The following is a 12,643-nucleotide window of genomic DNA, read 5'->3' on the forward strand; positions in this document are numbered from 1 at the left end:
GAGGATCCTTCAGGTTCTAATCGTTTCCTCTTCTGCTTCCCCGCCCACAAAACCTTCATGGGCGTCGCTCACAACCACACTCACGATCTGTCCAGGTTCGAAGCGTCCCTTCCCGACCACGCGGACATAGCTTGGAGTGAGACCCTCGAAGGATCCGCCGTCTGCCTGTTCCACGAGGACGCTCATGCGCATCCCCACAAGCGCCTCGTGAAACTTGAGCGAAAGCCTCCTGCCAAGGGAGATCAGTTTCTCGCTCCTCCGCGCTTTCTCATCGTTTCCTACCTGCCCAGGCAGATCCGCGGCTACGGTTCCCTTACGCCTCGAATACTGGAACACATGCATCCGTGAGAACGCCACGCGTTCGCACGTTTCCATGGTCGCAGCAAAAGCGGATTCGTCTTCCCCGGGAAACCCCACAATCACATCGGTAGTCACTGCAAGGTTCGGAATGGCGGCCCTGGCCCGATTCACGACCTCCTCATACTGAGCCACTGTGTAGTGTCGGTTCATCCTGGCAAGCACGCCGTCATGGCCTGATTGAAGCGGAACATGCAGGTGTGGGCATACAGCTTGCGCGCTGCCCATCACAGTGAGAAGCCTCTCCGTCACATCGGTGGGGTCTACTGAACTCAGACGCACTCTGGCGATGCCCGGAACCGGAGCCACAGCCTCCATCACATCGGAAAGGTCTGGCTGACCGCCCATATCGCGTCCATATGCGCCAAGGTCAATCCCAGTGAGAATCACTTCTCGGAATCCTCGGGCCGCCAGGCGCTCTGCTTCCCCAGTGATGCTCTCGAGCCGTCTGCTTCGGACGGGTCCACGCACATATGGCACCCTGCAGTATGAGCAGAAGTTCTCGCATCCATCTTCGATCTTGATGTAAGCGCGAGTCCGTTCCGCCGAGCCCTCCGTTGCCAGATCCTCGAAATCGAAACATGAATCAATATCCGAGACTAGCACGGCCGGAGGCACATCCCTACGCTGGAATGCCTCATCCACCGCCCGGACGATCCCCGCTCTGTTCGCAGTGCCAGAGACCACGCCGACCCCTGGCAGAGCTGCAAGCTCATCTGGGGAGGACTGCGCATAGCATCCAGTGGCGACCACGATTGCGTCTGGATTCTTGGAATGAGCTCTGCGCAGAAGCTGGCGGGATTTCTTATCTCCGATCTGCGTCACAGTGCAGGTGTTCACCACGTACACATCGGCGGCCTCCCCGAAGGGAACCACCTCGTACCCTGCCCGTCGAAACTCAGACGCCAGCGCATCCGAATCGTACTGGTTCACCTTACAGCCAAGGGTGACAATGCCCACTCTGCGCATTGCAGATGCCTCCATGCCCACCCGTCACTTCCCGAGACCGATTTTCCGCAGCGCGTGCAGCAGAGGCAAGCCGAAGGCGAGGACCGCGACTGCCTCCCCGGCAGCCACAGCCAGCATAGTGGCTGGAAAAGTCCACCAGTGAATCTCCATGTGTGTGACGATGGGAAGGTATGCCCCAACGATCAGCCCGTTGGCGATGATCGGGTAGATGTAGGGCGCCCGCGAGCGCCTCCGCCAGTAAGTAAGGTACGCCGCGAGAGCTGTCGCGGCGGTTCCGAATATCGCATCTATGATCCCAAACGGACCCGCCAGATTCGCAATCAGTGCACCCAGAGTCAGCCCAACCACCGCATCGGGCCACAGTATTGGGAGGACGGTAAGCCCTTCAGCCACCCTCACCTGAAGCACTCCGTAGGATACAGGGGCGAGCAGAACACAGAGGCCAGCGTACGCCCCTGCGATAACCGCAGCGCGGGCAATCGATCTAGTGCTGACCTTCATGTTCCACTCGCCCCTCGTAAGTACTCGGCTTCGATCCTAGTGTCCGCAAACGAAGTGTACGCTAACCGGCTGCCGCTCGCCGATCAGTACCACTCGAGGCGCAGATCGCCGCCGCCCACCGGGTTCCCGGAGTCATCGAGGAAGGTGAAGACCATCTTAGCGGGATGTGGCAGCAACGTCCACCAATCAGCCGTGGACTTGATAGGAGTGCCGTTGTTCAGATCAGTCAGAGTCTTTGACACCGAGATGAGGCCCCCGAGCCCTGGGGCCGGTATCGCGCTGTCAAGCACCTTGCCGCTTGGCAGATCCTCATACGTGCGCTCGACGTCAAAGGCATCGAAATAACTGATCCGCAGTTCCTTCACGTTGAAAAAGCCGATTCCATCAAACCTGAGGTTCACAGTCAAGTTGATGTCCGTCTCAGGCTCGAGCCTCAATGGATTCGGACTGAAGCTCACTACGAGCCTCGGAGCGCCAAGGTTGCATCCTGCGAGCATTGTGGTCATGACAAGCAACAAGACGACTGCAGCGAACAACGAAAGAACCTTTTTCATTTGGCGCACCTCCGGGCGGCCCCATCATGCGTGGGGCCTATGCAAGGCATATCGGCAGGATTCGGCGAAAAGAACAGAGGGGCCGCCGAGTGGAATTCACGCTCGATGCGGCGCCCTCTCTGATGACTGGTTGACGCTACACTGGAGGCTCGAGCACAACCTCTGCGGTTGCACTGATGGGATCAAGAAGCAATCCGGTCCCAGTTAGCGTGAACTTCGCCTTGGTGGTGGTCTTGAGAGCCCCACCATCGTCGAATGCCTCCGCAGGCACCACTATGGTGGCAAGGTTTGCCAGGTTCAGCTCGGCACTCTTGGCGAACGGGTGAACCACAAGTTTCAGGCCGGTCACGACGATTGGCGCTCCAATGTTGTTTGCTGGATTGGCATCGTCAGTGAACTGCACGGTGAGCTTGTCGTAATTCCCGACAGAGAACCCGCCAGTCCAGGAGAGAATGAGCTTGCCGATAAGGGTCTTGTCCGAACCCTTAATCGTCGGCTTAACAGGGTCGAACGACATCGTGGGCACTGTTTTCAGGCACCCCGTCATCAGAACCGCAGCCATGAGCACAGCTACGATCCCAACGATTCTGAGAACGTGAGATCTGTTCAAAGTGTCGCCTCCTTTGCGGTCGAGGGTGACAGCCCTCGATCATGCATTGGTCTGTATTTCTCCCACGAGGAAGAGAATCCTGCTATACTCGGAGGCGACGCCAACATTTGCAGGACAAGCCGGGGAACCGGCCCTCTCGTCTAGACGAGTTTCGCTCTCTCAACCCGCTGCCTTAGTGCTGCCAGAGGAGTGACTCCCACTACCTTGTCGATGGGCTTGCCGCCCTTGAATATGATCATCGTAGGGATGCTCATAATGCCGAACCTCTCGGCAACAGCTGGATTCTCATCCACATTCAGCTTTGCAACTCTCACTGCGCCGTCTGCGTACTCCCCCGCGAGCTGTTCGACAATAGGGCCCTGCATTCTGCAGGGGCCGCACCATGCCGCCCAGAAGTCGACGATGCTCACCCCAGTGTGGGCGCCGATCTCTTTCTCGAAACTCGCATCAGTGATCTCAACAGGCTTTGTAGCATTGATCATTGTGTTCATGATCCTCCCTTTCGGTGATGCGCGCGGTGTGCTCACAGCCTGTACCATCCATGGCCGAAAGCAGATCGCCGGGCCTGAGCCGCAGCACCCTTTCGATATGCCTTGCGTCCCGCCCAGCGATGGTGATGCGGCCATCCTGCACACAGTCGCTGCCCACAAAGAATCTACGCATGAGAGGCCTCCAACGCTAGCGTGACCCAGTCGCCCAGCTGGCGTCGGCGCGCTATAGTGTGCCCCACCCAGGCAAATGCATCCCTTACTGAGCCCTCGGCTTTGGAGACCAGCGCCGACGATAGAAACAGCAACATCTCGGGGCGATTCTTCCGTGCTGTCCCCCGGCGCACCGCGAAATGCAGTGTGGCTGTGCTACTTCTTGTCGAATAGGTCCTTGACCTTCTGAAAGAAGGTGCGTGAACCATCAGGCGACGCCGACCCGCGAGTCGTGTCCAGCTCCTGCAGTAGCTCTCGTTCTCTTTCTGTTAACTTCGTCGGGGTGACCACCCTCACCTGCACGATGAGGTCACCGCGTCCGGCGCCGCGCATCCGGGGCATTCCCCTGCCTCGCACAGTGAACTGCCTGCCCGTTTGGGTTCCCTCGGGAAGCTTGAACTTGGCCTCAGACCCGTCGATGGCAGGCACAACCAGCTCATCTCCCAGCGCTGCCTGAGAAAACGAGATCGGCGCCTCGACGACGAGATTGTCGCCATCCCGCTGGAAGACCCGGTGTGGCAGCACCTCAGTATAGATGTATAGGTCGCCAGGGGGGCCGCCCCTAGAGCCAGCCTCGCCCTCCCCACGCACACGAAGACGTGTGCCTGTGTCGACCCCAGGCGGCACGTCAACGCTGATGCTGGCCATCTTCCTTACACGACCCACACCGCCACATGCCGAACAGGGGGAATCCGCCACGCTGCCCTGACCGTTGCACCTCGGACAGGTGTGAACCGTACTGAACTGTCCAAATGGACCAGATGCGACGCTCTGCACTCTGCCTCGCCCGCCGCACTCCGAACAGGTGGATCTGGATGTGCCGGGCTTGAGCCCCGATCCTCCGCATTCACTGCACATGGTGGGCCTTCCGTCCAGGGTGACGGTCTTCTTAGCTCCGGACGACGCTTCCTCAAGGGTAATCTGAAGCACGGCCTTGAGATCGCCGCCTCGTGCGGGACCGGTTCTGGCCCCGCCGGAGAACGGACTGCCTCCAAAGAAAGCCTCGAATATGCTGCCGAATGGGTCGAACCCGCCGTTGTCTGCATTCCACACTCCACCCTGACCTGCTCCATCTTCCGAGCCGAACCTGTCGTACGCTGCCCGTTTTTCAGGGTCAGAGAGGACCTCGTAGGCGTGGTTTATCTCCTTGAACCTAGCCTCAGCGGATGGATCGTCAGGGTTGACGTCAGGATGGTGCTTCCGAGCCAAACTCCTGTATGCCTTTTTCAAATCCTCATCAGAGGCGTTCTTCTCGACGCCTAGTATCTCGTACAAGTCCCGATCGGCCGTATCCAACACCGCCTCATTATCCGGTTCGCGCTGGTCTTTTCGGACTGAGCTCCTATTATGGGGCCGCTTCGCCACTCAGAGAGGTTATGATGATGACGACGTTATGCGCTGCAACAGTTCCGACAGCCCCTCAGCCATGTGCCCAACAAGGGTCATGGCGAGAGGGTAATCCATCCTAGTAGGCCCGATCACGGCGATGCTTCCAATAACTCTGCCATCAACCCCATACGGTGCGCTCACCACTGAGCACGCCTGAAGCTCGTCGCGGGAATTCTCAGACCCTATGCTTACCCTGGTTCCTCCGAGCCCTCGTGCCCCGGCTGGCGCAAGCTCCATCATGACGGCCTCGTCCGATTCAAGGAACTCCAGGACCGGCCTGGCCCTGTCGATCTCCTTGAACTCAGGCTGGCCAAGGAGCTTCATGAGGCCATCCACGTACACACGCTCCTCATCAGAGGAATGCAGTGTAGATAGGAGAAGCTCAAACATGCCTTCAAGGAACGATGCGTAGGCGACCAGCTCGTCCTTGACCTCGCTCAGCACCTTCCCGTGTATCTCCGCGAGAGTCCTGCCACGCAGCCCGTTGTTGAGGATCCTGGACACGCTGTCGAGATCCGCAGCGCACATGCTGTGCTCCATCGAGAGCACCTTGTGCTCCACAAGGCCGGCAGTAGTGACCACCAGCACAAGTATGGTGTCGGAAGTCAGCGGAACCAGCTGAATATGCCTGATCTCCGCAGTTTTCACCGCCGGTCCCACAACGATCGAAGCACACTGAGAGATGTCGCCAAGAATCTTCGCAGTGGCCTTCACCAGGGCCTCTACCTCATCTCGCCTTCTCAGGTACTCAGCATGAATCCGTGTCTCCTCCAAACCAGTCAGGCCCCTGCCGCTCATCAGGGAGTCAACGTAGAACCTGTAGCCCTTGTCGGACGGAATTCTCCCTGCAGACGCATGGGGCTGCTCGAGGTAGCCTTCCTCTTCGAGGTCGGCCATCTCATTCCTGATGGTGGCGGAGCTGACCCCGAATCCGTATTTCTTGGCGATGGTTCTCGACCCCACTGGCTCAGCTGTGGAGATGTAGTCATCAGTCACAGCACGAAGAATCGATTTGGACCTCTCGGTCATCCTATCAGCCATCGCCCGCACCTCTCTTCCCGTGTGCTGCATCGAGTGTTCACGGAATTCAGTAACTACATGCCCATTGCATTAGCACTCACAAGCTAAGAGTGCTAATGCAACGATAGCATTCAGTGCATTTCATGTCAAGGAAGGAAGCACACGCGCACACGGCGCAGTTCACACACACTCCCGGAACACGATGTTCGCAAGGAGGAATCCCCGGGCAGTGAGACAGGCCCGCGCCCCATCGAGGCAAAGCAGCCCGCGGTCTGAAAGCCGTGCAAACCTCGGCCCGAACTCCGACACGAGGTCAAGGTCGTACTCGGCCCCCAGAGCCAGGAGATCCACTCCCCGGGCCATGCGCAGCCCCAGCATCAGCGCGTCCGACGCCTCTCCCATGGGTGTTCGATGCTCACGTCCCACTGCTGGCGCTGCTCCTGCGTTCAACATCGCAAGGTAGTCCTGAGTCGACTCTCCGTTCCACCACCTGACTGCACTTGCGAGGTCGGCGCCGGAATCCCCGCATTCGTACTGAAGAGAGTTCGAATGGGCCAGCGCGCCCCTGCCAAGATGCGAGTGAGCGGCGACGCCAAGCCCAATGTAGTCTCCATTCTCCCAGTACATGATGTTATGCGCGCACTCCTTGCCTGGAAGGCAGAAGTTCGAGATTTCGTATCTGCGATATCCCGCATCCCCGGACGTTTCCACGAACCATTCGTAGAAATCGGCAGTCTCGTCGTCGGAGGGCAGGACGACTGCGCCTTCTGCCACATCGCGGGCGAGTGGAGTGCCATCCTCAAGTATTAGGCAGTACGCAGAGACATGCTCAGGGCAAAGCGACAGGGCTCGACTGACTGTGGCGGCAAGGGAAGCACTGGTCTGTCCGGGGATTCCGAGCATCAGATCGATGTTGATGTTGTCGAAACCCGCCTCCCTGGCCGATCTGAACACCTCGACACAGTCTTGGGCGGAGTGCGCCCTCCCAAGCGCGGCCAGCTCGGAGTCGTCAAGAGACTGGAATCCGATCGACAGACGATTGACGCCCGCCCGTCTGAGGGCGACAAGGCCATCCAGATCCACGGCAGCTGGGTTCGTCTCGACCGTGAACTCGCAGACTGCTGCCGGATTCACCGCGTCTCTGAGAGCCTCGATAAACGAGGCCAGATCCCCCGGAGCAACGACCGTGGGAGTTCCTCCTCCGATGTACATGCTTTGAACCGGCGCTGCATGTCGGATCTCCTCCGCCCGCAGCTGCGCCTCAGCGATTACCCCCTGCAAGTAGGAGTGGATCTGACCATCGAAGCGGGCCCGAGGGTACGAAACGAAATCGCAGTACCGGCACTTTCTCACACAGAAAGGCACGTGGACGTATACTCCGCCCATGGCTACTCGTCATCATCGGAGCCCAAGACCGCCATGAAGGCCTCCTGTGGTATCTCGACAGATCCGAACTGCTTCATGCGGCGCTTGCCTTCCTTCTGCTTCTCAAGGAGTTTCCGCTTCCGGGAGACGTCGCCCCCATAACACTTCGCCAGCACGTCCTTGCGCACTGCCTTCACAGTCTCACGTGCGATCACGCGAGAACCCACAGCGGCCTGCAACGGAACATCGAAGAGCTGCCGCGGAATCAGCTTCCGAAGTCTCTCAACGAGGGTCCTCCCGCGCTTCTCCGCAGTCTGTGAATGGACGATTATCGACAGTGCATCTACGGGCTTACCGTTCACCAGAACATCCAGTTTGACTAGGTTTGAAGCTCGGTAATCCAGGAATTCGTAGTCGAGCGATGCATATCCGCGGGTCCTCGACTTGAGCTTGTCGAAGAAATCATACAGGATCTCCGAGAGCGGCATGTCGTAACTGGCCCGCACTCTAGCCGGGCCCATGAAGTCCAGGTTGTGGACTGATCCTCTCCTGTCGACAACCAGGTCCATGACCTGTCCAATGAACTCCGACGGCACAAAGATTGTGGCGCGCACGTACGGTTCCTCAATCATCTCCACTTTGTTCTCAGGCGGAAGGTTCATCGGGTTGTCCACCAAGAAGGTCTCTCCCACCGTGGTGGTCACTCGGTACGCCACCGATGGCGCAGTCGTGATCAGCTCAAGCCCATACTCGCGCTCAAGCCTCTCCTGAATGATCTCCATGTGAAGGAGCCCGAGGAACCCGCACCTGAACCCGAAGCCGAGAGCCACCGAGGATTCCGGCTCGAACGCTATGGATGCATCGTTGAGATGCAGCTTCTCCAGGGCGTCCCGCAGATCGCCGTAGGCCGAGGTGTCCACCGGATACATCCCGCAATACACCATGGGAACAGCGGGCCTGTACCCTGGGAGCGGATCAGAGGCGGGGTTGGAGGCAGACGTGATGGTATCGCCCACAGATGCCTCGCTGATCTGCTTTATCTGCGCTGCAAGGTACCCGACCTCACCAGCCAAGAGCCTTCCTCTGATCTGCATCTCAGGCCTGAACACCCCGATCTCAGTCAGCTCGAACTCGCCTTTCCCGCCCATCATGCGGATGCGGTCGCCCGTGCTCACCGATCCCTCCATTAGCCTAACGTGCGCTATCACGCCTCTGTATGCGTCGAAGTGGGAATCGAAAATGAGCGCTCTGAGAGGATCGCTGGAGGCCCCGGCCGGAGGACGGATCCGTTTCACCACAGCGTCAAGCACATCCTGCACACCGATTCCTGTCTTGGCGCTTACCAGAATCACGTCTGACTCATCGACTCCGAGAAGGTCCATGATCTCCTCCCTGACCGCCTCAGGGTCTGCATTGGGAAGGTCGATCTTGTTCACCACGGGGATGATGTCAAGATCCGAATCGAGAGCTAGGTATAGGTTGGCCAGAGTCTGAGCCTGCACCCCCTGGGTCGCGTCAACCACGAGCACCGCGCCTTCGCACGCGGCAAGGGAGCGAGACACCTCATATGTGAAGTCCACATGGCCAGGGGTATCGATGAGATTGAGAATATAGCTCGCGCCATCTGGAGCGGAGTAGTCTATCCTCACCGGCTTCAGCTTAATCGTGATGCCACGCTCTCGCTCAAGATCCATCTTGTCGAGGATCTGTTCCACCATGACACGCTTGTCGATCGCGCCGGTGAGTTCGAGTATTCTGTCGGCAAGCGTGGACTTGCCATGATCGATGTGGGCGATTATGCAGAAATTCCTGATTCTGTCGTTGCTCATGCTGACCTACACCTCTTGGTCCGAGGCGTCCTGGCGCGGCGGACCTCAGATGAGATTATAGCACACTACGGCGCCGCTGCCTTTTGTCGTGCATATGCGGCGGCGCGTTCCATCTCCACCGTCAGGGCAACGCCGAGCAGCTCAACGCGGAAAGCGCGTCCACCTGCGCTCACCTGCTCCGTGTCCACCCGGACCACGCCCCACGCGTTTGGCGAACCCGCAATGCCCGCAGATCCGATCCCGGCTATGACCGACCCGAACAGAACAATGGCCGCGAACAACAGGAAGAAGGCTGCAATGCATGCAGCCTCCGTCCTCGCTGCTGCTAGCCCCCTTCTGGGCGCGCTATATGACCTTGGCAAGCGCCCCTGCAATAAGCCGCGCCGTTCGGCAGGCCTCCTCCACCGTATTGCTGCTTCCCCCTATCTCGATGATGATGGCTCTCTCATGCACGTGCTGGTTGAACCTGGACTGGCTGTTGATGGACACTCCTCTCGACAGGCCGGGGTACATCTTGTCAAGCTGCGCATTGAGCTTGAGAGCGAAACTGTAGTTCTTCCTCCAGTTGGGGTGGGGAAGCCCTGGGCTATCATCAGTCACGACAATCATAACCCTGGCTGCCTTCTGCCCGTCCACCACTGCCGTTCTGAGGCTCTCCTTGCTCGCCGGGAGCGAATCGCGATGGATATCGATCATGGCATCGATTGACGGATACTCCTTCAGCAGCGACTTCATGGTGGCAAGTGCATTCGCGTAGCTCTGGGTCCAATCTGGATAATCGTGCACCTGGGACGAGTGAACAGTGGCAATCCCGTATACCTTGGAGAGCTCCGCCGCCATTGCCTCTCCCACCCTAATCACGCCCTCGGGCTTTCCCCAGCAATAGTCAGCGCCCCAGCTGGTCTTGTAAGCCTCTGAGCTGTGAGTGTGAAACACCGCCACCTTAGGCGCCGTTCCCCGCACCAAAAGCGTATCAGACACCTTCCTGGCCGCGAGCTGAGATGAGCCTGGCATGGCTTTCACGCTGGGCTTCCGAGCAGCCGCACTGGAGGCGCTAGTCGCAGACGCGGCGACAGGCGCAGGCGCCGAGGCGGCTAGCTCGCGTGCAGTTGCCGGCGTAGACTTAGGTGTGGATGCAGGCTTGGACGCAGGCTTGGACGCAGAAGCGTGGGCCGGCGCAGACGCGGGAGCAGGCGCGACAACTGCAGTGGATGCGAATGCGGGCGCCTTTGGACTGGCAGGCCCATCTCCCGACCCGACCGCGGCTGTCTGACCCGATGCCATCTCCTCACGATCATTCGCCCAAGGCTCCACTGTCTCTCGAGTCCGCTCTAACTCACCTGCTAGGTCGACATCTGGCCCAACAGCGTGGTCCAACGGTTCAGACGGAGCAGCACTCTGGGACCTCTCTGTCGCCGCCCGATCCGGCAGCGCAGAGGCCCTATCCGAGCTCGTTGGAGGAGGCACGATCACCGGGAGTTCCGCCCGGATGATTGTTCTCGGGTCCTCGGGGTCTATACCTCCCATCGCCCCCATAGCAGCGCGGATGACGCGGGCCCCCAGCGAATACGATCGCTTTTCATCTCGGGTCTGCCCCGATCTGTCAGGCAGGCCGCCCCGCTCCCGGCCTCTGGGTCTGACGATTTCGGCGATCCGGCTCAGGGCGCGAGAGACAGTCTCTCCGAGGGATGTCCCGCCAGCGCTACTGTCTGCCGTCGAATCCCTCGCCCCACCCTCTTGGGAAGCCATGGCCGAAACGGCGTCTCGGCGTGACCGGGCGCCGCTGAAGATGAGCCCCGCCGCTACCGCCATCACCACAAGATACATCAGGAACAGACCGCCTAAGGCCCTGACTCCGTGAGCTCTCCGCCTGCGCGCTCTTCGCGATCCTGCAACAGCTCTCTTACGCGTCCCCCGTTCCAACGACAACGAGATCACCCCTCTTTGCAGCTGTATGCCGCGCCCAAGGCCACTATTCCAGGGCCTTACTGCAGGTACTGGTAGATCTCGTCCTGCTCTATCGCGGGATGAAGTGCATAGTTGATCCCTCCGGCCACCACATCAGCCAGATCCTTCACGAGCACGTCTACTTCTTTCGGTGTGACAATGAGAGTGCCGAGGTATGGCTGCAGCAGGCTTGCGACTGCCGGTGGAAGCTGCATGGCAGTATCCGCGCTGGCCCCTGGCCCACCCAGCGGACCGACGCCGGTCAGCGGCTGAGGGCCTCTGTCGCACCTCTCCATGATCTGCAGCGCATCAGCCACAATAGTGAGTGCATGCACCACAGTAGGCACCCCGACCGCTATCACAGGAACCCCCATTGATTGGCGAGTTATGCCGAATCTTCGATTGCCCACTCCAGACCCAGGCTGAATTCCGGTATCGGAAAGCTGCACGGTCGTACCCAGGCGTGATACCGACCTGGCGGCAAGTGCATCCACCACGATGATCAGATTCGGCCTAACGCGTGCGACCACGCCAGAGATGATCTCGGCCGTCTCGACGCCAGTAATTCCCAGTACCCCGGGTGACACCGCCGCCACTGACTTCAGTCCGCCTCTCTTCTCCGGCGGGGTCATGGAATACACATGCCTGGTGACCATCACCTTGCCGGCGACGAGTGGACCGATCGCATCTGGAGTGGCGTTCCAGTTTCCAAGGCCGCACACGAGTGTAGTGAAGTCGGGAACCTGCCAGAAATCCAGATTGTCGTAGCTCGCCCGGATCATGGCCACCAGTTCATGGGCGAGAGCATCGGCGACCTGGCTCTCAAGCTCCCGATCACGTATGGGCAGATCCGGCGCGTCTATCGTGACGTAGTTTCCAACGGCCTTTCCCAGGGCACGAGCCGCCTGGTCGGTAAGGACTCTCACGCGAGTGATGGACCCGAACTCGGTCTCTTCTGTGTGAGACACAACACCCTGCGCCTGTGCCCCGGCGCTCCTCTGCAGCAGTTCGTTAGCCTCAACTGCAAGGTCAGTCCTTATGCTCCCCGTATTCCCGATGTAATCTGCATCACTCGGGGATTCGAAACCTGACCACGGGCGCGGTTTCCTACCAAAAGCGCGGCTGAACTCCACGCACATGCCTCCCCTGAATTCCGTATGGTGTATGCCTATTCTTCCCCCGCAGTCAGGCATATCATCAGGGCGATGTCGATAACTGGCGGATACCCGGAAGAGGCCAAGAGGGAGAGGCGGATAGGCGCTGACGATACGATATTGGTTCCCACAAATCGGTAACAAGGAATCAACACGGGAATTTGGACGCCGTAACCTGGAAATAGTGCAGGAAATACATTCTTTGGGCCCATTGGACAGAGGCTTGGGGCCTGGAGTGGGGTTCGCG

13 protein-coding genes are annotated in these 12,643 nt (G+C 59.3%); all 13 read right to left on the reverse strand.

The window, feature by feature from the left end; translation table 11 throughout:
- Nucleotides 1-9 precede the first annotated feature (9 nt).
- The gene (gene mtaB / locus VB144_07600) at nt 10-1,326 is read right to left on the reverse strand and encodes a tRNA (N(6)-L-threonylcarbamoyladenosine(37)-C(2))-methylthiotransferase MtaB (protein ID MEA4883503.1); all 1,317 of its coding nucleotides are present in this window, start codon (nt 1,324-1,326) and stop codon (nt 10-12) included.
- Between the two features lie 24 nt (nt 1,327-1,350).
- Complete coding sequence (locus VB144_07605) at nt 1,351-1,827, reverse strand: QueT transporter family protein (protein MEA4883504.1); 477 nt, start codon at nt 1,825-1,827, stop codon at nt 1,351-1,353.
- An 83-nt stretch (nt 1,828-1,910) separates the two neighbouring features.
- Nucleotides 1,911-2,381 (reverse strand): hypothetical protein, encoded by a 471-nt coding sequence (locus VB144_07610; protein MEA4883505.1) that lies wholly within the window; start codon nt 2,379-2,381, stop codon nt 1,911-1,913.
- A 136-nt stretch (nt 2,382-2,517) separates the two neighbouring features.
- A complete protein-coding gene (locus VB144_07615) occupies nt 2,518-2,991 on the reverse strand; it encodes a hypothetical protein (GenBank protein MEA4883506.1) in 474 nt (157 codons plus the stop codon).
- Nucleotides 2,992-3,131: 140 nt separating this feature from the next.
- A complete protein-coding gene (gene trxA / locus VB144_07620; GenBank protein ID MEA4883507.1) occupies nt 3,132-3,473 on the reverse strand; it encodes a thioredoxin in 342 nt (113 codons plus the stop codon).
- Nucleotides 3,448-3,654 carry an RNA methyltransferase PUA domain-containing protein gene (locus VB144_07625; protein MEA4883508.1) on the reverse strand — a complete coding sequence of 69 codons (207 nt, stop codon included), beginning with the start codon at nt 3,652-3,654 and terminating at the stop codon, nt 3,448-3,450. Before VB144_07625 ends, trxA begins: the two co-directional genes overlap by 26 nt.
- Before the next feature lie 194 nt (nt 3,655-3,848).
- Entirely contained in the window at nt 3,849-4,988 is a 1,140-nt protein-coding gene (gene dnaJ / locus VB144_07630; GenBank protein MEA4883509.1) for a molecular chaperone DnaJ, read from the reverse strand.
- A 78-nt stretch (nt 4,989-5,066) separates the two neighbouring features.
- Nucleotides 5,067-6,122, reverse strand: a complete 1,056-nt coding sequence (gene hrcA / locus VB144_07635) for a heat-inducible transcriptional repressor HrcA (protein ID MEA4883510.1) — start codon at nt 6,120-6,122, stop codon at nt 5,067-5,069.
- A 159-nt stretch (nt 6,123-6,281) separates the two neighbouring features.
- Nucleotides 6,282-7,487, reverse strand: coding sequence for a radical SAM family heme chaperone HemW (hemW, locus tag VB144_07640; GenBank protein MEA4883511.1), 1,206 nt, complete (start codon nt 7,485-7,487; stop codon nt 6,282-6,284).
- Nucleotides 7,488-7,489: 2 nt separating this feature from the next.
- Nucleotides 7,490-9,295 (reverse strand): translation elongation factor 4, encoded by a 1,806-nt coding sequence (gene lepA / locus VB144_07645; protein MEA4883512.1) that lies wholly within the window; start codon nt 9,293-9,295, stop codon nt 7,490-7,492.
- Nucleotides 9,296-9,360: 65 nt separating this feature from the next.
- Entirely contained in the window at nt 9,361-9,657 is a 297-nt protein-coding gene (locus VB144_07650; protein MEA4883513.1) for a hypothetical protein, read from the reverse strand.
- On the reverse strand, nt 9,641-11,224 hold the full coding sequence (locus VB144_07655; GenBank protein ID MEA4883514.1) for a stage II sporulation protein P: 1,584 nt from the start codon (nt 11,222-11,224) through the stop codon (nt 9,641-9,643). The genes VB144_07650 and VB144_07655 overlap by 17 nt, the downstream gene beginning before the upstream one ends.
- A gap of 56 nt (nt 11,225-11,280) precedes the next feature.
- Nucleotides 11,281-12,375, reverse strand: coding sequence for a GPR endopeptidase (gene gpr, locus VB144_07660; GenBank protein ID MEA4883515.1), 1,095 nt, complete (start codon nt 12,373-12,375; stop codon nt 11,281-11,283).
- Nucleotides 12,376-12,643 lie beyond the last annotated feature (268 nt).

The sequence above is a fragment of the Clostridia bacterium genome (assembly GCA_034926675.1).
Classification (GTDB): Bacteria; Bacillota; DTU025; order DTU025; family DTU025; genus JAYFQW01.